Source organism: Mycolicibacterium boenickei, from assembly GCF_010731295.1.
Lineage (GTDB): Bacteria > Actinomycetota > Actinomycetes > Mycobacteriales > Mycobacteriaceae > Mycobacterium > Mycobacterium boenickei.
The window spans coordinates 1,651,200-1,676,249 of sequence record NZ_AP022579.1 but is presented as its reverse complement, the minus strand read 5'-3'; the positions used below and the strand labels follow the sequence as shown (position 1 = coordinate 1,676,249).

The following is a 25,050-nucleotide window of genomic DNA, read 5'->3' as shown; positions in this document are numbered from 1 at the left end:
CTCACCCTCGCGCCCAAGTTGCGCATCGCATCCATTTGCTCGCCGCTACGCGACGCGCCCCCAGTGCCCGCTGTCAGCAACCCGAGATGACACCGATCTCATCGCATCCATGTACCGCGTGACCGATTTCTTGGCAACGGCATTGTCGGGATGCATGATCGCCATCACCGTGCCCTCGCCGTACCTGAAAATGTAGATCGTCAACTGGTACGAGAACCGATTGTCCGGGTACATCCCGATGTTGTTCGCAAGGCCCAGATCCCCCGCCGCAAGGATAGCGTTGAGCGGAGCCGCGCCGCCGTGCAGGAAATTCGAAACCGGGAAGTTCGGCTGCGGCCAGTTCAACCACGGCGCCAACTCCAACACGCGGTAGTACGGCACTCGCGCCATGTCCAGGCCCGAATCGAATGACGCCTGCGCCGCGCCTGCCGCGTCACTGAAAGAGGTCGCGGCGACGGGCACAATAATCGGGATCAAGCCGGTAAACCAGCCCTGCGTCATGAAATTGTCGCTGGCGGTGCGCGAATCTCTCGGCGTGAGTCCGTAATAGGTGAGCGCACCGGTGAACTCATGCTCGACCAGCCCCAGACAGGCGAACAGACCGCCGACAAATCGGGCGCCGGCCGCCGCGCACGCGGCGTCGAAGCGTTCCGTCTGCGCGTTGTCCATCAGAACCTGAGAGCTCCAGGCACTGCTCATCGACTTGTCCGGGTTGCCAAGCGGCAGTGGGAATTCCGGAAAACCGTCGCGGTTGTTCTCGGCGAACTCGATCCACGCGCGCACGCCGGGCGAATCCAGGGTGAGGGCCGAGGTGTACTCACGTTCACGGATGCAGAAATCGTCGAAGCTGCCGGCTTCCGGGAGCTGAAGGGCCTGGCCGCTTCCGCTCATCGCGGAATACATGCCATTGGCTTCCATCATCGTCGTACCGATCAGCGTTGCGTCACCGTGCACGTGATCCATGGCCGCGAAGAATGTGAAATGATTCTCGTTCTGAATGATGCCGAAAGTGAAGCAGCCCCATTCCAGCGGATTCGGGATGCCCACGACGTGCGCGTGAATTTCGTCGACGGTCATATGACCTTGATCGACCGGCATGAACTCGATATCCGCCGGATCTTCGATCGCATGCCTAACGAATTTGCCGTCCTCAGCCTGTTTGAACCAGCTGCGGAATGTGTCGTGCCGGCGCAGGTAGGAGTTGACCGCGTGATCCATGGCCGCGATATCACACTGCCCAGGCACTTCACAACTGGCGATGATCTGCCGCGAGAAGTTCAGGCCCGCAGCGTTTCTCTCGCAGTAATTTCTAAGATGTTGACTCTGCATGTAGCTAACTGGAACCGAGCTCAGCGGAGCTTGGCGCGCAGTTTCCTGAGCCGCGGGCGTCGGATGCCAGGAAGTTACCGAGCCCGGACTCAACGTCCATTCCTCAAGTGCCCCAACAGTTATCTTGCCGATGCGCAAAACGTCGCCCTCCCAGTTTGGCCGCTGTGGCCGTGGTCACCCCGTGGATGCCCAACATACCCTCGGTCCGCTGGCAACCGCCCACCCCACCTCAGGGGACGAGTTGCGTCCCACACGCCACAGGTTCATCTGCAATAGTGCGTAATGCCGTCGGGGGGCGGACAATTTTCGCGTGCGACAAACGTCCCGCGTAGTCACCGTGTGACAGCCGATGCAAGGAGGACAGCGGCATGGGAACCGCCGAACATCCGACCAAATCGACCCCTCGCTTTGCCATAATCGGCTACGCAGCGCGTTTTCCCGGAGCACCGGACGCTGAAGCGTTCTGGGATGTGTTGCGCGAAGGCCGGGACGCGGTATCGGAGATACCCGAAGATCGCTGGGACGTCGACGAGTTCTTCGACCCCGAACCGGGCTCGCCCGGCAAGGTCGTGACTCGCCGCGCCGGGTTCGTCGACGACGTGACCGGCTTCGACGCACCGTTCTTCGGGATGTCGACCCGCGAGGTCCGCTTGATGGACCCTCAACATCGACTTCTGCTTGAGACTGCGTGGCGCGCGGTTGAGCATTCAGGCACTGCACCAACGGCTTTGGCCGACACCAACACCGGTGTGTTCGTGGGTCTGGCCACCCACGACTACCTGGGAATGGCCTCTGACGAGCTGACGTATCCCGAGATCGAGGCCTACATGGCCATCGGGACCTCGAACGCCGCGGCAGCGGGCCGGATCAGCTATCGGCTGGGGCTGCAGGGCCCCTCGGTCGCCGTCGACACAGCCTGCAGCTCGTCACTGGTGGCGATCCACCAGGCTTGCCAGGCGCTGAGCCTGGGCGAGTGCGACCTCGCACTGGCCGGCGGGGCGAACGTCCTGCTCACACCGGCCACCATGATCACCTTCTCCAGCGCTCACATGCTGGCTCCCGACGGCCGCTGCAAGACGTTCGACGCCGCCGCCGACGGCTACGTGCGCGGTGAGGGCTGCGGCGTCATCGTCATCAAGCGCCTCGAGGACGCGATCCGCGACGGCGACCAGATTCGCGCCGTGATCCGCGGCAGCGCAATCAACCAAGACGGCGCCTCAGGTGGGTTGACCGTGCCGAATGGCGTAGCGCAGCAACGGGTTATCACCGCTGCGCTGAACCGCGCGGGCGTCCAGCCCAGCGAAGTCGGATACCTGGAAGCACACGGCACCGGAACTTCGCTGGGTGATCCGATCGAGGCACAGGCCGCGGGCGCGGTGCTCGGCGCCGGTCGGGAAGCCGACCGGCCTCTGTTGATCGGCTCGGCGAAGACGAACATCGGGCACCTGGAAGCGGCCGCCGGGATCGCGGGCGTCATCAAGGTCGTCCTGTCGCTCGAGAACGAGACGCTGCCGAAGCACCTGCACTTCGAGAACCCCTCGCCCCACATTCCGTGGGACCGGCTCGCAGTCGAGGTCGTCAAAGAAGCAACTCCCTGGGAACGCAATGGTCAGCCCCGTATCGCGGGCGTCAGCTCATTCGGATTCGCCGGGACCAACGCACACGTCATCCTCGAAGAGGCACCCGAACCGACGGCCCAGCCGGTGGCGGCACCCGAGGCGGGGCCGTCCGAGAACAAGCGATTCAGCCTGCTTCCGCTGTCAGCCCGGACGCCCGCTGCCCTCGTGCAGCTCGCCGGCCAGTACCGCACCTGGTTGACCGCACACCCGGAGGCCACCTTGGCCGATGTGTGTCTCACGGCCGGAGTCGGGCGAGCACACCTGGAACACCGCGCCGCGCTGGTGGTCAATTCCCGAGAAGCCGCCGTGGAACTCCTGGGCGCCCTTGCCGACGACCGTCCGGCCCCCGGCCTGGTTCGCGGGGAATCCCATGACACCCCGAAGACGGCCTGGCTGTTCACCGGCCAGGGCAGCCAGTACCCCGGCATGGCCCGCGAGCTGTACGACACCGAACCGGTGTTCGCCCAGACGCTGGACCGGTGTGCCGCCGCGGTCGCGAACGTTCTCGAAAAGCCGCTGCTGGACGTCATTTTCGACCTGGACGGCCCAAATGCCGAAGAAACGCTGCGGCAGACGTCCTACGCCCAGCCCGCACTGTTCGCGCTGGAGATGGGCCTGGCCCAGCTGTGGCAGTCGTGGGGAATCGAACCCGACGTGGTGCTCGGTCACAGCGTCGGCCAGTACTCGGCGGCCTGCGTCGCGGGAGTGTTCAGCCTCGAAGACGGCGTACAGCTGATGGCCGAACGCGGCCGCCTCTTCGGCAGTCTGCCTGCCGGCGGCCGGATGGTGGCGGTGTTCGCGGCGGCCGAGCGAGTCGAAAGCCTCACCGACGAGTACCCCACGCTGTCCGTCGCCGCGTACAACGGCGCCAACACCGTGCTGTCGGGACCGGCAGCGGACCTGGAGCAGGCGGTGGCCAGGTTGGCCGCCGACAACATCCGGTGTGACTGGCTGGAGACCAGCCACGCGTTCCACTCGGCGTTGCTGGAGCCGATCCTCGACGAGTTCGAGGCATCCGCGAACCGGTTCACTTTCAATGCGCCGCAACGGATTCTGATCGACAACCGCACCGGCGCGGCACTGGGCCGCAGCGTCAAGATGGACGGTGCCTACTGGCGTCGTCACGCACGGCAACCGGTCGAGTTCGCCAAGAGCGTGCGCACTCTCGCCGACCTGAACTGCAAGGTGTTGCTCGAGATCGGCCCGCGCCCCGTGCTCACCGCGACGGCGCTGGGCGCGTGGCCCGACCCGGCCACCGCACCGCGGGTGATCGCCTCGCTGCGGCCGAACACCGCTGACCACCGGCAGATCACCGAAGCCGTGGCCGACGCATACGTGCTGGGCCACCTGCCCGACTTCAGTGCCTTCCGGCAGGCACACGCGCGCAAGCTCGACCTGCCGACCTACCCGTTCGAGCACCGCCAGTACTGGTACCGCGACAATCGGGAAGAACCGAACCAGCAGCAGCACGTGGCCGCACGAACCCAGGCGGTCCGGCTTCTCGAGGACGGCCGGATCGAGGAGCTCGCGGCCCTGCTCGGCGGCGCGGGCGACGACGACCAGACGCTGGCGGTGCTGACCAAGCTTGCGGCGCAACACAACCAGCAACGCTCGACCCAGTCCATCGCGGACGATCGCTACGAGTTCCGCTGGGACAAGGCCGTCACTCCGCTGTCCGCTGCGGACTCCGGGGAAAGCTCCTGGATCCTCATCGGCGACGAATCCGAGGCCGTCAAGCCCCTGGTGGATGCGCTCACCGCGCGCGGGCAACAGCATCAGATCCTCGGATTGCCCGCGTCCGACGCCGACGAGGCGCAACTCGCAGAAGCGTTGCGCGCCGCGGCAACCGGAGATGGGACGCTGCGGATCATTCACGTCGCGGGCCTGGATTCCGGCGGCGCGCCTTCGATGCGATCACTGTTGCGCATGCAGCACCAGGTCCTGGCCGGAACGCGACGGCTGTTCCGTGCCGCGGTCGCCGCTGATCTCAGGGCACCCATCTGGCTCGTCACCCGCGGAGCACAGCACGTGACCGACGCGGACACCGTGACGCCCGAGCAGAGTGCGCTGTGGGGATTCGGCCGCGCCGCGGCCCTCGAGCTGCCTCAGCTGTGGGGCGGCCTGGCCGATCTCTCGGAGGCCACGAGCGACGAATGGTCCGGCCTGCTCAACCGGGTCACGACCGGATCCGACGCGGCAGCCAAGGAAGACCAGATCGCGCTGCGCGGTCAAGAGGTCTACGTGCCGCGGCTGGTGCGTCCGGAGGATCTGCCGAGCGGCAATCCGCTCGAATTGCGCGACAACGCAACGTATCTGGTGACCGGCGGACTCGGCTCCATCGGACTCGAGGTGGCCGGGTACCTGGCCGCGCACGGGGCCAAGCAGTTGGTGCTGACCAGCCGCCGCCAGCCCAGCGACGCCGCGCAGAAGCGCATCGACGCGCTGCGCGCCCAGCACGGCTGCGAGATCCGGGTCGCCACGGCCGATGTCGCCGACGCGCACGACGTCGCACGTCTCCTGGCCGGTGTGCGGGCGGAACTACCGCCGCTGGCCGGCATCGTGCACGCCGCGGGCGAGAACGGCACGACACCGCTGAGCGAGCTCGACGACGCCGAGGTGGACCGGGTCTTCGCCGGGAAAGTCTGGGGTGCCTGGCATCTCAGCGAGGCGGTGGCCGACGAGAACCTCGACTTCTTCATCAGCACGTCGTCGATCGCCTCGGTATGGGGCGGGTTCGGCCAGACCGCATACAGTGCGGCGAACGCATTCCTGGACGGTCTGGCCTGGCGCCTGCGCAAGCAGGGCATCGCCGGGACCAGCGTCAACTTCGGCCCGTGGTCGGCGGGCATGGCGGACGCGGAATCCCGTGCACGGCTGGAGCAGCGCGGGATCAAGACGTTGTCACCGTCCGACGCGCTGGCCGGTCTGGCTGACGTCGTGGCGACTTCTTCCGCGCACGGCTCGGCCCAGGGAGTGATCGCCCGGATCGACTGGTCCCGGTTCCTGCCGCTCTACCAACAGGCCGGCAGGCGGGCATTCCTGGCAGAGCTGGAACGCGAAGTGCCTGCCCAGCTGGGTGTGACGTCACCGGTCACGGCATCCGGGAAGACCAAACTGGTCGAGCAGCTCACGAACGCCCCGGTGCAGCAGCGCAAGAAGCTGCTGACCGATTACCTGCGCGATTCCGTGGCGGAGGTGACCCGAGTCGATACCGCGGAGATCCGCGAAGACGCGGGCTTCTTCGACCTGGGCATGGACTCGCTGATGGCCGTCGAACTGCGTCGCCGCATGGAACAGGGTGTGGGCAAGGAAATTCCGGTCACCGTGGTGATGGATCACCCCCGGATCTCCGATGTGGCCGACTACCTGCTCGGCGAGGTGCTCGGACTCAGCGAGCAGAAGTCCGCCCCTGCCGCGGCATCGGTGGCCGCGACGCGCACCGACGACCCGATCGCCGTCGTGGCGGTGTCCTGCCGGTTCCCCGGCGCCCCGAACCCCGAGGCGTTCTGGGAGGTGCTGTCCGGCGGTGTCGACGCCATCCGGGAAGTGCCCGAGGAGCGATTCGACATCGACGAGTTCTTCGACGAGGACCCGGATGCTCCAGGGAAGACCTATACGCGCTACGGCGGATTCCTCGAAGGCATCGACGGATTCGATCCCGAGTTCTTCGGCATCTCGCCCCGCGAGGCGGTCTGGATCGAGCCTCAGCAGCGCCTCGTGCTCGAAACGGTGTGGGAAGGACTCGAAAGAGCCGGTCAATCCCCCGAGGCGCTGCGCGGCAGCCGTACCGGTGTGTTCGTCGGTGTGGCGGCCAACGAGTACGCACACCTGTTGTCCTCGGAGCCGATCGAGAAGATCGAGCCGCACTTCATCACCGGTAATGCGCTCAACGCCATCTCGGGCCGCGTTGCCTTCGCGCTCGGGCTCGAGGGCCCCGCGGTGGCGGTCGACACTGCATGCAGCTCGGCGTTGGTCGCCGTCCATCAGGCTTGCCAAGCGCTGCAATCCGGTGATTGCGACATGGCAGTGGCCGGCGGCGTCAATGTCCTGCTTTCCCCGGTGACCGTCGTCGCAGCATCCCGCGCCAGGATGCTGTCCCCGGTCGGGCGGTGCAAGACGTTCGACGCCTCGGCTGACGGCTATGTGCGCAGCGAGGGCTGCGGAATCCTGGTGCTCAAGCGATTGAGCGACGCGCAACGCGACGGCGATCGGATCTGTGCCGTCATCCCCGGCAGCGGGGTGAACCAGGACGGCGCTTCGAGCGGCCTGACCGTGCCCAATGGTGGTGCACAGCAACGCCTTATCGGGTCGGTGCTGGCCCGCGCCGGCCTCAACGGCGGCGATGTGGATTACCTGGAGGCCCACGGCACCGGAACCCCGCTGGGTGATCCGATCGAGGTGCAGGCGGCGGCAGCCGCGTACGGCGGCTCGCGTGATGCCGATCGGCCACTGCTGATGGGCTCGGTGAAAACCAACATCGGCCACACCGAGTCGGCCTCCGGAGCGGCCGGCCTGATCAAGGTCGTGCTGTCGCTGCAACACGAAACTCTGCCGCAGAGCCTGCATTTCGAGAACCCGTCACCGCACATCCCGTGGGACTCGCTGCCGGTGCGGGTGGTGGACGAAGCGATACCGTGGCAGCCCAACGGCAGGCCGCGGCGCGCGGGCGTGAGCTCCTTCGGATTCACCGGAACCAACGCCCACGTGCTGGTCGAGGAGGCGCCGTCGCAGCCCGCGCCCGCCGATGAGCCCGGCACCGACACGGATCCCGCCGACGACGTACAGACGGAGTCGGCAGCGGAAACGCAGCCGGCGCAGGTCGAGGTGTTGACACTGTCGGCACGGTCACCGGAAGCACTGGCGGCATTGGCGCAGCGGTACGAGACCTGGCTCGGGGCTCACCCCGAGGCGGACCTCGCCGACCTGTGCCTCACCGCCGGGACCGGCCGTTCGCACTTCGAACATCGCGCCGCCCTGGTGGTGGATTCGGTCGCGGATGCCCGCGCGGGTCTGGCCGAGCTGGCCGAGAACCGGCTACGGCACGGCGTCGTACGTGGCGAGCGCCCGCATCATCCGATGACGGCATGGCTGTTCACCGGTCAGGGCAGCCAGTACGCCGGCATGGCGCGTGAGTTGTTCGACACCGAGCCGGTTTTCGCCGAAACGGTGCGCCGTTGCGCGGACGCGGTCAAGGACATCCTGCCGCAGCCGCTGCTCGAGGTGCTGTTCGCCGACAATCGCGAAACCGGAGGCAAGGCCGCCGAGACCCTGCGGCACACCTCATTTGCCCAGCCGGCGATCTTCGCCGTGGAAATGGGTCTGGCCCGGCTGTGGCAGTCGTGGGGCATCGAGCCCGACGTGGTGCTCGGACACAGCGTCGGCCAGTACGCCGCGGCCTGCGTGGCCGGGGTGTTCAGCCTCGAAGACGGCGCCCGGCTGATGGCCGAGCGCGGACGGTTGTTCGGCAGCCTGCCCGAGGGCGGGCGCATGGTGGCGGTGTTCGCCGACCCCAAGCACGTCGAGCAGGTCGCAGGTGAGTTCCCCCGGGTCTCGGTGGGCGCCTACAACGGCCCCAACACCGTGCTCTCGGGCCCGGGCGACGATCTCGAGCAGATCGTCGAGAAGCTCGAGGAAGAAGAGGGGATCCGGTGCACCTGGCTGGAGACCAGCCACGCATTCCACTCCGAGCTGCTGGATCCGGTGCTCGACGAATTCGAGGCCTACGCAGCACAGTTGGAGTTCGCGAAGCCGACGATGCCCCTGGTCTGCAACCGCACCGGCGCGGTGCTGACCGCCCAGACTCCGCTCGACGCCCATTACTGGCGGCGACATTCCCGCCAGCCCGTGCAGTTCGCCGAGAGCGTGCGCACAGTGGCCGCACTGGGCTGCTCGATTCTGATGGAGATCGGTCCGCAACCGGTGCTGACCGGAGCAGCGGTGCAGGTCTGGCCGGAGCACCTCGCGGCGCCGCGCGCGATCGTCTCGATGCGCAAGGGTGTCTCTGATCGGCGCCAGATCGCCGACGCACTGGCCTCGGCCTACGTCGGCGGGCACCGGCCCGATTTCAGCGCCTTGCATCGCGGGACCAGGCGGCGGCTGGAGTTGCCGACCTACCCGTTCCAGCGGCGTCGCTTCTGGCCCAAGGGCAGCGGAATCACCGCCGATGTCAACGGTCCCGTGGGTTCCGGAATCCTGGGCAGCGGCAAGGATCTCGCCTCCGGCGATTCGGTCTACACCAGCCGGTTGTCGGTCAAATCGCAGCCCTGGCTTTCCGACCACGTCATCTACGGCACCGTCGTCGTTCCCGGAGCGACGTACGCCGCGATGGCGCTGGCCGCGGTCGGTACACCCGCGCATGCCAAGGACGTCTTCTTCTACGAGCCGATCATCCTGCCCGAGAAGAGTTCCCGCGAGGTGCAGCTGACGTTGCACCCGCTGGACGGCGGCGACGGCTGGAAGTTCCAGGTGCACAGCCGCCCCTACGGCGAACGCGGTGCCGACTGGTCGTTGAATGCCGAAGGCACTGTGGTCGCGGGACTCTCCGATGACGAGGCCCCCGATGAGTCGGATCCGGTCGACGAGGCCATCGAGCGCCTCGAGCGCATGCGTCCGCAGGAGTTGTTCGAGACCTTCGCCGATCTGGAACTGGCCTGGGGCCCGACGTGGTCGGGTTCGCTGAAGTCCTTGTGGCTCGGCGAAGGCGAGGCGATCGGCGACATCCTGGTCGGTGAGGAACTCGCCGAACAACTCGGAACCGAGCCGATGCACCCGGTGTTGATGGACTTGTGCACCGGTGTCGCCTTCCCCGCCTTCCCGGCACTGCTCGCGGCCGAACAGGGGGTGAACGACCTGTTCCTGCCGCTTCGGTACGGGCAGGTGACGCTGAAGCAGAAGATGCCGCGGCGTTTCTACTGCCGTGCGCGGTGGCACGAGAGCGCCCTCGACAGCGAGACCCAGGTCTTCGATCTCGATTACCTCGACCGGGACGGCAGTTATCTCGGCGGCGTTCGCGACTTCACGGTCAAACGCGCACCTCGTGAGGCGCTGCTCCGTGGCCTCGGCGGCGATGCCACCCGTCTGATGTACACGCTCGGCTGGCACGAGGTTCCGGTGCCGCCGGCTGCCGAGGACGCGGCCGAGAACACCAGCGGCACATGGCTGATCGCCGGCTTCGACGACCTTGCCACCAAGGTGCCGGGCTGCATCCCGTTCGACCGGAGCACCGATTCGGAGCTCCTCGGGCAGGTGCTGGCACAGGCCAAGGAACGCGGCCTGCCGTTCGCCGGTGTCGTCTGGCGCGCCGCAGCGCCGGGCGCAGGGGAATCGAGCGTGGACAGCCAGGCCCGGCTCGAGACCGAGATCGCCAACCTGCTCAGTGCCGTACACACCGTGCAGGGCGGCGAGATCAAACTGCCCGGCGGGCTCTGGATCGTCACCGAACGGGCCGTCGCCACAGAATCCGGTGAGCCGGTCGATCCGGTGCAGGCGGCGCTGTGGGGATTCGGGCGCACCACGATCAACGAGGAGCCGGCGCTGCGCGCCAAACTCATCGACACCGACGGGTCCCCGGAGGCCGTCCAAGCACTGGCGAATCTGTTGATCACACCGGTTGAAGAGCCGGAAATCGCAGTGCGGCAAGGCAAGCTGTTGGCTTCCCGCCTGCTTCCGTGGGCGCGTAGCGGGAACCTGAACGTGCCCCGCGGGAGCGACTACGTCCTTGCACCCACCGAGCGCGGCGCGATCGACAACCTTCGGATCACCGAGAAGGAGGTGACCGCGCCGGACGAGGGTTACGTGCAGGTGCGGGTGGAGGCCGCCGGCCTCAACTTCCGCGACGTGCTCAACGTGCTGGGGTTGTACCCGGGTGATCCCGGGCCGATCGGCGGTGACTTCGCCGGCATCGTCACGCAATTGGGTGAGGGCGTCACCGGGGTCGAGGTCGGTCAGCGGGTCTACGGCTCGATGCAGGGCGCCTTCTCCAGCCGGTTCAACGTGCCGGCTCAGTTCCTCGCGCCGATCCCCGACGGGATCAGCGGGGTCGAGGCCGCCACGATTCCCGCCGCGGCACTGACGGTCCGGCTGTCGTTCGACTGGGCGCAGCTCAAGCCGGGCGACAAGGTGCTCATCCACGCCGCCAGCGGCGGTGTCGGCCTGGCCGCCATCCAGATGGCTCAGCAGTGTGGCGCGGAGGTCTACGCGACAGCGAGCACCTTCAAGCGCGCGACGCTGCGCAAGCTGGGTGTCAAGTACGTCTACGATTCGCGGACAACGGATTTCGCCGATCAGATCCTGGCGGACACCGGCGGCGCCGGCGTGGACGTGGTGCTCAACTCGCTGACCAGCGAAGGGTTCATCGAGGCGACCCTGAAGGCCACCGCCAAGAACGGCCGGTTCGCCGAGATCGCCAAGCGCGACATCTGGTCAGCTGAGCAGATGGCCGAGGCCCGGCCCGACGTCGCCTACGAGATCGTCGCGTTGGACACGGTGATGTTCACCGAACCCGACCGCATTCGCGACCTGCTCGTTGAAATTTCGGAAGGCCTCGCCAAGGGCGACTGGAAACCGCTACCCGCCGAGATCTACCCGCTGACGGAGGCCAGGACCGCGTTCCGGCGCATGCAGCAGGCCCGGCACATCGGCAAGATCGTGTGCCAGCTGCCGAATCCGCTTGCCCCGCGCCCGGACCGGACTTACCTGATCACGGGTGGGCTCGGTGCCATCGGTCTGCACACCGCCTCGTACCTGGCACAGCTGGGTGCCGGGGACATCGTGTTGACCAGCCGGCGTGAGCCCGATGCGGACGCACAACGGTTGATCGGGGAGATCACCGAGCGCAACAAGACCCGCATCCACGTCTTCACCGCCGATGTCGGTGAAGAGGCCGGGGTGGCGAAGCTCCTGGAGCGGATCCGTGCGGAGCTACCTCCGCTCGCGGGCGTCGCCCATCTGGCCGGTGTGCTCGACGATGCGCTGCTCGGTCAGCAGAGTGTGGAGCGGTTCCGGACGACGTTGGCCCCCAAGGCCTTCGGCGCCGAGTATCTGGACAGGTTGACGAAGGACGACGATCTGGACTTCTTCATCGTGTCCTCGTCGGTGTCGAGCTTGTTCGGTTCACCGGGGCAGTCCAACTACGCGACGGCCAATGCGCTGCTCGACGGTCTGATCGCACAACGCAGGGCGCAGGGCCTGCCCGCCACGGGGATCAACTTCGGTCCGTGGGGTCAGGGCGGCATGGCGTCCTCAGAGGCGGCGACCGCGAACATCAGTGCCCAGGGCCTGATTCCGCTCGACCCCGGGGCGGCACTTGCCGCACTTTCCGAGGTCATCGCCAACGGCACCGGCCAGGCCACCGTCCTCAAGGCGAACTGGCAGCGGGCCGCGAAGGTATTGGGCAGTCAACGGCCGCCGATTCTCGACCTGGTGCTGCCGAGTGCCGTCGGTGAGGTCGTCGGTGACAGTGAGGTTCTCAAGCAGTTGCTCGAGATCCCGGTGCCGCAGCGTGCCGGGTTCGTCACCGAGTTCCTGCAGAAGGAGGTGCAGAACTTCCTACGGCTCGCCTCACCGCCGGCCGCGACCAGCCGCTTCCTGGATCTCGGCACGGACTCGCTGATGGCGATCGAACTCCGCAACCGGCTGCACAGTCAGTTCGGCGGCAAGTTCACGCTCAACGCGACCGCGGTGTTCGACTACCCGACGATCGGCGGACTCGCCGAGTATCTGGTGGCGCAGCTGCCCGACGCGGAACCGACGGAGGCGCCGAAGGAGTCAACGCCGGATTCGGCGGAGGCGCCGAAGGAGTCAGCACCCGAGCCAGAAGAGTCAGAAGAGGCAGGACCCAAGGACTAACCCGTCGAGTGGCCAGTTGTGACACACCTTTTCGCGCTTCGCGTGTGATAACTGGCCACTCGGCTTTCTTGGCCGTAAGAACGTCAGATCCAGCGGGTGGCCTCGACCTCGGGCGGCAGCGGCGGGTGCAGCGGCACGTCGAGCCCGTCGTAGATGCCGGGCTTCTGGGTGGCCAGCCAGTCGATCGCGCCGAGCAGGCGGTTGGCCGCGGTGGTGTTGCCGCCGTCTGCGCGGGTCCCGCCGGGAACGTCGGCGCGCACCACGATGCTCAGCTGCGGATCGCCGTCGATGATCACCCGGTGGTCGCCGACGCCCTCGTCGGGCTGGGGCCAGTCCGGCGCGCAGGCCGGATCGATACGGGTGATGTGTTCGATGATGACCCGCTCGACGCCGTCGGCCCATCCGATGACCTGGAGGCGGAACGCACCCTGCGTGCCGGCCTCGAACCGGCCCATGACGTTGTCGACCGCCTCGGTCAGCGGCAGCCGTTCCACGGTCTCGGTGATGTCGTCGATCTCCAGGCCGAGACCGCGGCCGATCAGCCGCACGTTGCCGCCCCACACCATGCTGGGGATGGACGGCAGCAACATCATCGGGGTCTCGTCCATCGACCCGCCGAACCCACACAGCACTCGCACCGAATGCGGCTGGTTGTAAGTGGAGTAATCGAAGATCTCCTGACACCGGATGCTGCGGATGCGGGTACACAGTCCGGCCGCGATCACCGCCAGGGCGTCATTGCCCCACCCCGGGTCGACGCCGCTGACCAGAAGTGCGGAGTTGCCGGCGACCGCGGCGTCGGTGAGCCGTTCGACCCACTCGGCCGGAGCCGACGCCGGGTCGTAGAGGGAATACAGCGACGGCGTCACCACCTGTTTGCCCGCGCGCAGGCACCGCTCGATCTCGGCGAGCGCCTCCTCCGGTCGGATATCGCCGGAGGACATGTAGGCGACGGCATCGCACCGGGCGAGCGCCGCGTCCACGTCTGTGGTGGCGCTGACCCCGGTGAGGCCGTCGAGCTTGGCAAACGTCGCGGCATCGCGACCAGCCTTGTCCTCGGATGACGTGATGACTGCAACCAGTTCCAGGCCCGGGAACGCGGTGGCCGACCTGATGGCCGTCGCACCCATGTTCCCCGTACCCCACACCGCAATTCGACGCATCCGCATACCCTAATGGCGTATTCGTGAGGATCGTCACATAATGACTAAACTGCTGGTCAGAACGGTTTCCGCAGCGAAGTACAAAGCTCGATCAACCGCTGGGTTGGTTAGCTATCAGAAATTGCTCAGAGTTTCTTTGCGTTGAAGTTACTGAACGGTATAGTTGGCCGCAGTTACTGGTGGGTAACTTATCCGGAGTACCCAACCTCAGGTGGCATTCTCACAAGGAGGAAAAGTGAGCCACTACAAGAGCAATGTCCGTGACCAGGTCTTTAACCTGTTCGACGTCTTCGGGCTGGACAAGGCCCTCGGGGCAGGCGACTACGCCGACCTGGACGCCGATACGGCCCGCGAGATGCTCAACGAGATGGCTCGCCTGGCCGAGGGACCCATCGCCGAGTCGTTCGCCGACGGCGACCGCAACCCGCCGGTGTTCGATCCCAAGACCCACACCGTCGCGCTGCCCGAGTCCTTCAAGAAGTCGGTGCGCGCTGCGATCGACGGCGGCTGGGACAAGGTCGGCCTCTACGAGGAGCTCGGCGGCGTGCCCGCCCCCAAGGCGCTGCTGTGGGCCCTCAACGAGCACATCCTCGGCGCCAACCCCGCCGTGTGGATGTACGCCGGCGGTGCCGCCTTCGCGCAGATCTTCTACGACAACGCCACTGAAGAGCAGAAGAAGTGGGCTGTCCTCGCCTCCGAGCGCGGCTGGGGCGCCACCATGGTGCTCACCGAGCCCGATGCCGGTTCGGACGTCGGCGCCGGCCGCACCAAGGCCGTCAAGCAGGAGGACGGCTCCTGGCACATCGACGGCGTGAAGCGGTTCATCACCTCCGCCGACTCCGATGACCTGTTCGAGAACATCTTCCACCTGGTGCTGGCCCGCCCCGAGGGCGCAGGCCCGGGCACCAAGGGTCTGTCGCTGTTCTTCGTACCGAAGTTCCTCTTCGACTTCGAGACCGGCGAGCTGGGCGAGCGCAACGGCGTGTACGTCACCAACGTCGAGCACAAGATGGGCCTGAAGGTTTCGGCCACCTGTGAGCTGACCTTCGGCCAGCACGACAAGCCTGCCGTCGGCTGGCTGGTCGGCGAGGTGCACAACGGCATCGCGCAGATGTTCGACGTCATCGAGCAGGCCCGAATGATGGTGGGCACCAAGGCCATCGCGACCCTGTCGACCGGCTACCTCAACGCTCTCGAGTACGCCAAGGAGCGCGTGCAGGGTGCCGACCTGACCCAGATGATGGACAAGACCGCCCCGCGCGTCACCATCACGCACCACCCCGATGTGCGTCGCAGCCTGATGACCCAGAAGTCCTACGCCGAGGGCATGCGCGCGCTGTACCTGTACACCGCGACCTTCCAGGACAAGGACGTCGCCAAGGCTCTGCACGGTGTCGAGCCCGAGCTCGCGCACAAGGTCAACGACCTGCTGCTGCCGGTGGTCAAGGGCTTCGGCTCGGAGCAGGCCTACGCCAAGCTGACCGAGAGCCTGCAGACCCTGGGCGGTTCCGGCTTCCTGCAGGACTACCCGATCGAGCAGTACATCCGCGACGCCAAGATCGACTCGCTGTACGAGGGCACCACCGCCATCCAGGCGCAGGACTTCTTCTTCCGCAAGATCGTCCGCGACAAGGGCCAGGCGCTGGCGTTCGTGGCCGGTGAGATCGAGCAGTTCATCAAGAACGAGACCGGCAACGGCCGCCTGAAGACCGAGCGTGAGCTGCTCGGCACCGCGCTGGCCGATGTCCAGGGCATGGCCGCCAGCCTGACCGGCTACCTGATGGCCGCGCAGGAAGATGCCGCCAGCATCTACAAGGTGGGTCTGGGTTCGGTCCGCTTCCTGCTGTCGGTCGGCGACCTGCTGCTCGGCTGGCTGCTGGCCCGCCAGGCCGCGGTTGCGATCGAGAAGCTCGACGCCGGCGCCACCGGCGAGGACCGCACCTACCTCGAGGGCAAGATCGCTGCCGCATCGTTCTTCGCGAAGAACATGCTGCCGCTGCTCACCAGCACCCGTCAGGTCATCGAGACCATCGACAACGAGGTGATGGAGCTCGACGAGGCCGCGTTCTAAACCTGCGCGAGCAGACGCAAAACCCCCTTTTCCGAATGGAATTGGGGGTTTTTGCGTCTGCTCGTCGGGATTCGGTGAGGGACAGGCAGACTGGACCCCATGACCGAAGCCCGCGGCATCCTGCTGGTCGTCTCGCTGATGGCGACGACAGCGCTGACCCTCGCACTGGGGATCACCGATCCGGCCGCCCCGATGTCGTACCCGACCAAGTTCCTGGTGTGGAACCTGGTGCTGGCCTGGATTCCGATGGTCTTCGCGATCGCGTTCGATCTGGTCGAGCGCCGGCTGTGGCTCTTGCCGCTGGGCGCAGGCTGGCTGGCGTTCCTGCCGAACGCCCCGTATCTGGTGACCGACCTGGTTCACCTCGGCGAAGGCTACGAGCTGTGGCGCCACGTGCTGCAGTACGGGTTCGCCGCCTGGACCGGGATTCTGCTGGGCGTGGTGTCGCTGCTGCTGGTGCATCAGCGGCTGGACGACGAGTTCGGCGCCTTCTGGGGCTGGCTCGCCGTCGTGCTGTCCGTTGCGCTGTGCGCGGTCGGGGTCGTCATCGGCCGGTTCCAGCGCTGGAACTCCTGGGACCTGGTCACCCGGCCCGACGCTGTGGTCGCGGCGACGTTCGACTGGATGCGCTCACCGCTGTCCTATGTGCAATCGACAGGCGTGGCGATAGCGGTCGCGGCGTTCTTCGGGCTCGCCTATCTGACGATCTGGGCGATACGCGGATTGCGTTGATACACATCAGTTTCTGACTGCCACGCAGGTTTGGCGGTGCGGCTCAGACCGGCGATTCATGGGCCAGGGCCCGGTAGCCCTTGGCCCCCGCCCGGTCGACGGCAGCTCGGACCAGGCCGAATACCAAGCCCTGAAGGGCTGCAGCCGTCAGCGCCTTTGCGGTGGACCGTTCGAGATCCTTGGGGTCGGGCGGTTCCAGGTTGGGCTGGTCGATGCGCTTCCAGATCTGGGTGAACAACGCGCCGGCCAACAGGCCCCCGCTCACACTCGTCGCCATCGACAGCGGCATGTACAGCACCTTCGAGAGTCGGCTCACGGTTCTCCTCGCATCCTCCACTGCCCGAATGGACGGCTTCCGGGCTGACAGTGCGGATACCCCGAACCGACCGGTTCTAACGACCTCTGCCGGCATATGAGGTTTTGCCCGGTCCCGCGTCGGGCACAGCCATGGGAGAAGTAGTACGCCTGGGGAAAGGCCCAACGATGACTACCGAACCCAAAACCATCAACGAAGCGTCCACGGCCGAGCTCCTCGGTCAATTACAGCAGCAGACGACGCGGCTGGTACGCGACGAGTTGCGATTGGCGCAACGCGAATTCCAGGAGTCCGCGCGGCACGCCGGACTTGGCGCCGGGCTGATCAGCGCTGCCGGCCTGCTTGCGGTGCTGGGTCTGATGACGGTCGTCGCTGCCGCAGTGGCGGCGATCGCGCTGGCCCTGCCGGTATGGGCGGCCGCGCTCATCGTCGCCGCGGTGCTGTTCCTCGGCGCCGGGGTGGCCGCACTGGTCAGCCGCAGCCAAGCCAAACAGGTACCGCCGCCGGCGAGCCAATCGGTCGACAGCGTCAAGCAGGATCTCGACGAACTCAAGGAGGCACGACATGGCCACCGCTGATCGCCTTCCGCCCGAACCAGGGCCGGACGCCGGCATCGACGAACTGCAGTCCGATATCGACAAGACGCGCGGCGAGCTGGGCGAGACAGTGGCTGCACTGTCGGACAAACTCGACGTCAAAGGCCGGGTACAGGACAAGGCAGTCGAGACCAAGGAAGCCGTCGTCGACCGGACCCACGCGGCGACCGAGGCCGCGAGGTCCAAACCGGCGGTTCCGGTAGCCGTTGTGCTCGCCGTCCTCACGGCAGTGGGACTGCTCGTGTGGTGGCGCCGGCGCTGACCGTGTCCCCGCGGTTCAGAACCGGGTCAGACTCGGCATCAGGACGTCGTCGACGAGGGCGCGAACCGTCGCCTCAGTAGGCGGGCGGCCCGGTATCAAGGACCGGAACACCAGATATCCCGGCATCACGTCCCACAGCTCGTCGTGGATCGCAGCGGCATCGATCTCGCCGCGCTCCACCGCCTCCGCGAGAACGTCAGCCATCAGTTTCTTGCGCTGCAGCACGAATTGGCTCTGCAGGGCGGCACTCAGCTCCGGACTGTGCGCCACCTCGGACATGATCGCGCTCATGGTGCTGCCGTGCTCGCGCGCCTGGGCACACACCGAAGCCCCGATACTCAGCAGATCGGTACGCAACGAGCCGGTGCGTGGCGGCACCAGCTGAACCCGAGTGCCCTCGATGAAAGCCGCCAGCACGAGCTCGGTCTTCGACGGCCAGCGCCGGTAGATCGTGGCCTTGCTGGACTTCGCCTCGGTCGCCACGGCTTCCACTGTCAGCCGGTCGTACCCATGCTGCTGCAACAGGCGCAGGGTCACCGCCAACAACTCAGCCTCGCGCTCGGTCCACTGCGACGCCGGGGCCGGCGGTGAAACATCGTGCGTCGAAGCGGGAACCACGCGGGAAAACCTTTCCGTGAGCGGGGCGGCGAACTGTCCGTAGGCCTTGCCCCGTCCAGGATAGTACCGTACGGTACCGTTCAGAAGCTGTAGACGGCCGAAGACTCTCGCCTCCCGGTGGGCGTGCGCCGTTGTCGAAAGGCTCTGAGATGCAGGGGATCTCGGTAGGAAGCCTGGTCAGGCGACGCTGGACGGTGATCGTGGCCGTACTCGTGGTGGCCGTCGTCGCCTTCACCGTCAGCCGGCTGCACGGGATATTCGGTTCCGACAACGAAGTCTCCCGGCCCAGCGCCGACACCCTGGAGAACACCGGATACAACCCCAAACGGGTTCTGTTCGAAGTGTTCGGATCGCCGGGGTCGGTCGCCACCATCAACTATCTGGACATCAACGCCCAGCCCCAGCGGGTCGAGGACACGACCTTGCCCTGGTCACAAACCCTGGTCACGGACGACCCGACCATGTTCGCCGATCTCCGGGCACAAGGAGACGGCGAATCCATCGGGTGCCGCATCACCGTCAACGGCGTGGTCAAGGACGAAAGGACCACCAGCAACGTGAACGGTTACATCGCCTGCTTGGACAAGTCAGCATGAGCGGGCAGCACACCGAGGACACAGTGGACGGATCCAGGACGGCGCGCACCATCCGCGCACTCGCCGTACCCATCGTGCTCGTGTGGGTCGCCATCGCCGCGCTGACGAACATCCTTGTGCCACAGCTCGAAGTCGTCGGTGCGGCCCGCTCGGTAGGGCTCAACGCCCCCGACGCGCCGTCGACCATGGCAATGCGACACATCGGACAGGTCTTCGACGAGTTCAACTCCGACAGCGCCGCCATGATCGTGCTCGAAGGCGATCAGCCTCTCGGCGACGATGCCCACCGCTACTACGACACCCTGGTGAAGCGGCTCGCCGAGGACACCAAGCACGTCGAGCACATTCAGGACTTCTGGGGTGATCCGCTCACCGCCGGCGGGTCGCAGAGCAAGGACGGCAAAGCCGCTCTGGTGCAGGTGTATCTGGCCGGCAACCAGGGTGAGGCGTTGTCCAACCAATCCGTCGACGCCATCCGCGACATCGTGGCGAGCGTCCCGCCGCCGCCCGGGGTCAAGGCCTACGTCACCGGCGCCGCTCCGCTCATCACCGACAACTTCGAGGTCGGCAGCGAGGGCACCGAAAAGGTCACGCTCCTCACGTTCTTGGTCATCGCGGTGATGCTGCTGGTCGTCTACCGATCCTTCATCACGATGCTGCTCATGCTCGTCACCGTCCTCATCGAGCTGGCGGCCGCTCGAGGTGTCGTCGCCGCCCTCGCGCACTCCGGGGTCATCGGTCTGTCCACGTATTCGACGAATCTGCTGACGCTGTTGGCGATCGCCGCGGGCACGGACTACGGCATCTTCATCGTCGGCCGCTATCACGAAGCACGTAGCCGTGGCATGGACCGAGAAGCCGCCTATCACGACATGTTTCGTGGCACCGTGCACGTCATCGTCGGCTCGGGGCTGACCATCGCCGGAGCCGTGGCGTGCCTGCATTTCACCCGGCTGCCCTACTTCCAGACCCTGGGTGTACCCGCCGCCATCGGTGTGCTCGTGACGCTGGTGGCCGCGCTGACACTGGGTCCCGCGGTGCTGACCATCGGCAGCCGGTTCGGACTCTTCGAGCCCAAACGCAACCCACGAGCACCGCGCTGGCGCCGTATCGGTACCGCGATCGTGCGGTGGCCCGGCCCCATCCTGGTGGTGTCGTGCCTGATCGCGCTCGTCGGCCTGCTCGCCCTGCCTGGCTACAAGACCAGCTACGACGGCCGTCCCTACCTACCGGAATCGGCCCCGGCCAACATCGGCTACACCGCCGCCACCCGCCACTTCTCGGAAGCCCGGCTGAACCCCGAGCTGCTGATGATCGAAACCGATCACGACATGCGCAACCCCGCGGACATGCTGGTGCTCGAACGCGTCGCCAAGGCCGTTCTGCACACCCGAGGCATCGCCCTGGTCCAGTCGATCACCCGACCCCTTGGCACGCCGATCAAGCACAGCTCCATCCCATTTCAGATCAGCGCACAAAGCGCCAGCCAGATCATGAACCTGGGCTATCAGCAGGACCGCGCGGCCGATCTGCTCAAGCAGGCCAACGAGCTCTCGAACACGATCAACATCCTGAAAAAGCAAGTGGCGCTGCAGCAGGCGAGCGCTGCGGCCACGCATGAGCAGACCCAGGCCTTCCACGACACCGTCGCGATCGTGAACGACCTTCGCGACAAGATCGCCAACTTCGACGATCAGTTCCGCCCGCTGCGCAACTACTTCTACTGGGAACCGCACTGTTTCGACATCCCCATGTGCGCGGCGCTGAGGTCGGTGTTCGACGCTCTCGACGGCATCGACAAGCTCAGCGATCAGTTCGGGGAGATCACCGCGAGCTTGGACAAACTCGATGCGCTGCAGCCTCAACTCGTGGCGCTGCTCCCACCGCAGATCGCCATCCAGGAGCGCAACCGCGACCTCACCCTGTCCAACTACGCCACCACCGCCGGAACCAACTCGCAATCCCAGGAAGCCCTGGAGAATTCGACCGCGATGGGGCAGGCGTTCGACTCGGCCAAGAACGACGACTCGTTCTATCTGCCGCCAGAGGCCTTCGACAACCCCGACTTCAAACGTGGCCTCAAGCTGTTCCTGTCGCCCGACGGCAAGGCCGCCCGCATGATCATCACGCATGAGGGCACTCCCGCTACGCCCGAGGGCATCTCACATATCGACGCGATCAAGGACTCCGCGTTCGACGCGATCAAGGCCACTCCCCTGTCAGACGCCAAGATCTACGTGGCCGGAACCGCCTCGGCGTACAAGGACATCCAGGACGGCGCCAAATACGACCTGCTCATCGCCGCACTGGCCGCGATCAGCCTCATCCTGCTCATCATGATGTTCATCACCCGCAGCCTGGTCGCGGCGATGGTCATCGTCGGGACCGTCGTGCTCTCGCTGGGAGCATCGTTCGGCCTGTCGGTCCTGGTGTGGCAGTACATCTTCGGCATCCAGCTGTACTGGATCGTGCTGGCACTGGCCATCATCCTGCTGCTGGCGGTGGGCGCCGACTACAACCTGCTGTTGATATCCCGGTTCCAGGAAGAGATCGGTGCCGGACTCAAGACCGGTGTCATCCGCGCCATGGCAGGCACCGGCCGCGTGGTGACCGCAGCCGGCCTGGTGTTCGCGGCCACCATGTCCTCGTTCATCTTCAGCGACCTCATCGTCCTGGGACAGATCGGCACCACGATCGGCCTCGGCCTGCTCTTCGACACCTTGATCGTGCGGTCGTTCATGACACCGTCCATCGCGGCGCTGCTCGGCCGGTGGTTCTGGTGGCCTCAGATCGTGCGGCCCCGTCCGGCCAGTCGCATGTTGCGCCCGTACGGAACCCGCACCTCGGTTCGCGAACTGCTCGACAAGGAGCCGGAGCCGACAACGTCGAATTAGTCTCCGGGGTGTGCCGGTGTCACCCGAGGTTCGCTCGCGCCCATTCCTCGGCGGTCGTGGTCCTGATACCGCGAACAGCGTTGTACGACTGGTTCTTCGGCCAGGCAACACCCTTGGTACGGGCGAACACTGCCCGGTACCTCCTCATCGTGTCCTCGGGATCCTGCCGTAGTTCGTCGGCCAGGAAGTCGGTGGTCCACAGGGTGCGAGTGGTCGAGGTTGCCCGCACCCGGTCGACGATGTCGGCGAGCTCCCGGTAGCTGATGGTGTCCCCCGCGAGATAGACGACAGTGTCGCGAATACGGGGTTCGGCGAAGACGATGTCGGCGGTGAGCACACCGATGTCCTCGGGCGTGGTGAGGGTGACTTGGTTGTCCCAACTTCCCAGCGCATGCACGGTGTTGGCAGCCAGGTCCACGACGGCGAACTCGGGTTCGAACAGGAAACTGGTGAACATGCCGGTGGAGATGATGACCCACTCCGTGGCGTGCTGGCCGCGCAGCAGGTCGCGCACATCGAGCTGCTCGTCGAACAGCGGCTGTGCGCTACCGCGGCCTATCTCGTCGTAGTCGACCCCGAACTGCCATGGGAAGAACCGCGATACCCCTGCCGCGAGCGCCGACTCCGCGAGTTTGCGTTGTGTGCCCGGCCCGGCCGCGAAACCAACACAGCTGATGACGGTGTGGTAGCGGCCCATGATGGCCGCGAGCTGGACCACCGGCGCAGTCGCGACATCGGCATACTCGATGGAGATGCCGGCCTTGCTGAGTTCTCTGCTGCGAGCGTCGCCGCTCTCGCCGGCACCTGCTGCCGGTGGCCGCAGCAGGACCGCGATGCTTGCGACGCCGGGATGACTCGTGAGATGAGAGGTGAGGGCGGCCAACACACTGGCACCGAGTTCGCCGGTACCGATGACGAGAATGCTCGGACCGTCTGCCGTTGATGGTGCTGCAGGCACTGCGGACTCCGTTTCTGTGGTGATGCATGGATTGCAACCCACTGATCGACGACTATCATCCCGGTCCGCTCAGGAGTTCAGATACGTGACGACTGCCAGCACGCGCCGATGGTGAGCCGTCGACGGCGGCAGGTCCAGTTTGGTGAAGATGCTGCCGATGTGTTTCTCCACCGCCCGTTCGGAGACCGAAAGATGCTCCGCCAGGCCACTGTTCGAGTGGCCCTCGGCCATCAGGGCGAGAACCTCGCGTTCGCGGGGAGTAAGCCGCGCCAGTGCGTCGCCGCCACTTCTGGTCCCCATCAGCTGGCGCACCACCTCCGGGTCCAGTGCGGTACCTCCGGCGGCGACGCGTCGCACGGCGGCGTCGAACTCACCGATGTCGGCCACCCGGTCCTTGAGCAGATAGCCCACCCCTTCCGGATTGCCGGCCAGCAGCTCGGCGGCATAGCGGGTCTCGACCCACTGTGAGAACACCAGAACTCCGACGTCCGGGTGCGAACGCCGCAGCGAGACCGCCGCGACAAGCCCCTCGTCGGTGAAGGTCGGCGGCATGCGGATGTCGATGACGAACACTTCCGGCCGCAGCGTCTGCGCGATCTCCCTGATCTGGTCGGCGGTGCCCGCCTTGGCCACGACGTCGTGGCCGCGTTCGACGAGCAACTGGGTCAGCCCGTCGCGCAGGATCGCGTTGTCCTCGGCGATCGCCAGCCGGGTCATCGTTGCGCTCCCGAAGGAACGACGGCGGTGATCGTGGTGGGCCCGCCTGCGGGACTCTCGATGTCGAGACGCCCGTCGACCATCCGAAGTCGATCGGCCAATCCCGTCAGACCCGAACCGTTGGCCGGTTCGACTCCTCCGGAACCATTGTCCGCCACAGTGATCCGCAGCTCTTCGGTGTCACTGTGCAGCCGTACGGTGGCCTGGGTGGCGCCCGAATGCCGAGACACGTTGGCAAGCAGTTCGGCCACGCAGAAGTAGGCCAGGGTCTCCACACCCATCGACGGGCGCACCGTGACGTCATCGACAAGTTCGACGGGGATGGGATTGCGTGCCACCAACGTCTGCACCGCCGGAACCAGTCCGAGATCCAATGCGGGCGGGCGGATTCCGCGGACCAGGTCACGCAGTTCGGTCAGGGTGTCCTTGGTGTTCGCCAATGCATCGGAGACCAGTTGGCGGGCCCGCTCGGCCTTGTCGGGATCGGCCAGCTGTTCCTCGGCCCGCGCCAGCGTCATGGCCACCGCGATGAGCCGGGCCTGGGTGCCGTCGTGCAGGTCACGCTCGACGCGACGCAGGGTCGCCGCCGAATCGTCGACCACATCGGCACGGGCCCGCTCCAGTTCACCGACCCGGCGTTCGCGTTCGGTCGGCGCGAGCAGTGCGGCGGCCAACCAGACGTGGGCACGCACGACACCGATCATGACCCAGGCCAACAGGTACAGCGCGAGCAGTCCACCCGCCGACAGCAGCAGGTACGTGCCGAGCGAGTCGACGGGTTCACCGAAGCTGACGATCGATTCACCGGTGATCGCCCAGATCGCCGGCGACACCACCAGGACCCCCGATATCACGACACCCAGCACGACCCCGTATCCGAGCGGAGTCATCACGATGCTGTGCAGGAGAAGGAAACCCAGACTGCGCCAGCCGACACCGTCGGTCAGCGCGGCGGCCAAGGTGTGCGGCCAACTCGCCTGCCGGGTGAAGGGCGCCGGAGCATCGATCGTGACACCGACCAGCCGGACCAACAACCGGTACAACGCATTCCACTGTCGGCCCGACAGCACCACGAGCGCCACCAGCGGTATGCCGACCAGGGTGACGAGCAACAGCCCCGAGGCCAACCCGGTCACGAACAGGTAGACCACGCCGACCACGGCCAGGACGGTGATCAGCAGGAAATACAGATAGCCACGCCAGGCTGCCGCGGTGAACGGAGTTCGCAGCGTCGGGCGCCAGTCATCGGTTGCGGAGGCGGAGGCGATTGCGGTGGTAGTCACGGTCATCATCGTTGCCGGATACGTTGGCCCGGGGCGATGGTGCTGCCCGC

At 66.3% G+C, this 25,050-nt stretch carries 14 protein-coding genes; 7 read left to right on the top strand and 7 right to left on the bottom strand.

Annotated elements, in window-relative coordinates; translation table 11 throughout:
• Positions 1–45: 45 nt before the first annotated feature.
• Positions 46–1,467 (bottom strand): condensation domain-containing protein, encoded by a 1,422-nt coding sequence (locus tag G6N57_RS07765; protein ID WP_077739949.1) that lies wholly within the window; start codon positions 1,465–1,467, stop codon positions 46–48.
• 230 nt (positions 1,468–1,697) lie between these two features.
• Between G6N57_RS07765 and G6N57_RS07760 the strand changes: the two genes are divergently transcribed.
• Positions 1,698–12,794, top strand: coding sequence for a type I polyketide synthase (locus tag G6N57_RS07760; RefSeq protein ID WP_077739948.1), 11,097 nt, complete (start codon positions 1,698–1,700; stop codon positions 12,792–12,794).
• 83 nt (positions 12,795–12,877) lie between these two features.
• Here the strand turns inward: G6N57_RS07760 and G6N57_RS07755 are convergent, their stop codons facing one another.
• On the bottom strand, positions 12,878–13,957 hold the full coding sequence (locus G6N57_RS07755) for an NAD(P)H-dependent amine dehydrogenase family protein (protein ID WP_077741827.1): 1,080 nt from the start codon (positions 13,955–13,957) through the stop codon (positions 12,878–12,880).
• Positions 13,958–14,192: 235 nt separating this feature from the next.
• Between G6N57_RS07755 and G6N57_RS07750 the strand changes: the two genes are divergently transcribed.
• Positions 14,193–16,028: an acyl-CoA dehydrogenase gene (locus G6N57_RS07750; protein ID WP_036446511.1), complete on the top strand. Its 1,836-nt coding sequence runs from the start codon at positions 14,193–14,195 to the stop codon at positions 16,026–16,028.
• A gap of 99 nt (positions 16,029–16,127) precedes the next feature.
• Entirely contained in the window at positions 16,128–16,760 is a 633-nt protein-coding gene (locus tag G6N57_RS07745; RefSeq protein WP_077739947.1) for a DUF1361 domain-containing protein, read from the top strand.
• A gap of 43 nt (positions 16,761–16,803) precedes the next feature.
• Here the strand turns inward: G6N57_RS07745 and G6N57_RS07740 are convergent, their stop codons facing one another.
• Entirely contained in the window at positions 16,804–17,076 is a 273-nt protein-coding gene (locus G6N57_RS07740) for a DUF4235 domain-containing protein (RefSeq protein ID WP_174814463.1), read from the bottom strand.
• 167 nt (positions 17,077–17,243) lie between these two features.
• Between G6N57_RS07740 and G6N57_RS07735 the strand changes: the two genes are divergently transcribed.
• On the top strand, positions 17,244–17,654 hold the full coding sequence (locus G6N57_RS07735; RefSeq protein ID WP_064882151.1) for a phage holin family protein: 411 nt from the start codon (positions 17,244–17,246) through the stop codon (positions 17,652–17,654).
• Positions 17,641–17,934 (top strand): DUF3618 domain-containing protein, encoded by a 294-nt coding sequence (locus tag G6N57_RS07730; protein WP_077739946.1) that lies wholly within the window; start codon positions 17,641–17,643, stop codon positions 17,932–17,934. Before G6N57_RS07735 ends, G6N57_RS07730 begins: the two co-directional genes overlap by 14 nt.
• Before the next feature lie 15 nt (positions 17,935–17,949).
• On the opposite strand, the gene G6N57_RS07725 is transcribed toward G6N57_RS07730, so the two are convergent.
• Entirely contained in the window at positions 17,950–18,552 is a 603-nt protein-coding gene (locus tag G6N57_RS07725) for a TetR/AcrR family transcriptional regulator (RefSeq protein WP_077739945.1), read from the bottom strand.
• Positions 18,553–18,701: 149 nt separating this feature from the next.
• Here G6N57_RS07725 and G6N57_RS07720 point away from each other — a divergent pair, with 149 nt between their 5' ends.
• On the top strand, positions 18,702–19,148 hold the full coding sequence (locus G6N57_RS07720; protein WP_077739944.1) for an MmpS family transport accessory protein: 447 nt from the start codon (positions 18,702–18,704) through the stop codon (positions 19,146–19,148).
• Positions 19,145–22,042 (top strand): MMPL/RND family transporter, encoded by a 2,898-nt coding sequence (locus G6N57_RS07715; RefSeq protein ID WP_077739943.1) that lies wholly within the window; start codon positions 19,145–19,147, stop codon positions 22,040–22,042. The genes G6N57_RS07720 and G6N57_RS07715 overlap by 4 nt, the downstream gene beginning before the upstream one ends.
• 19 nt (positions 22,043–22,061) lie before the next feature.
• Here the strand turns inward: G6N57_RS07715 and G6N57_RS07710 are convergent, their stop codons facing one another.
• From G6N57_RS07710 to G6N57_RS07700, 3 genes are all read right to left on the bottom strand, one after another.
• Positions 22,062–23,000, bottom strand: coding sequence for an aromatic alcohol reductase (locus G6N57_RS07710; RefSeq protein ID WP_077739942.1), 939 nt, complete (start codon positions 22,998–23,000; stop codon positions 22,062–22,064).
• Between the two features lie 69 nt (positions 23,001–23,069).
• Positions 23,070–23,717: a LuxR C-terminal-related transcriptional regulator gene (locus G6N57_RS07705; protein WP_077739941.1), complete on the bottom strand. Its 648-nt coding sequence runs from the start codon at positions 23,715–23,717 to the stop codon at positions 23,070–23,072.
• A complete protein-coding gene (locus tag G6N57_RS07700; protein ID WP_234815626.1) occupies positions 23,714–25,006 on the bottom strand; it encodes a sensor histidine kinase in 1,293 nt (430 codons plus the stop codon). The genes G6N57_RS07705 and G6N57_RS07700 overlap by 4 nt, the downstream gene beginning before the upstream one ends.
• Positions 25,007–25,050 lie beyond the last annotated feature (44 nt).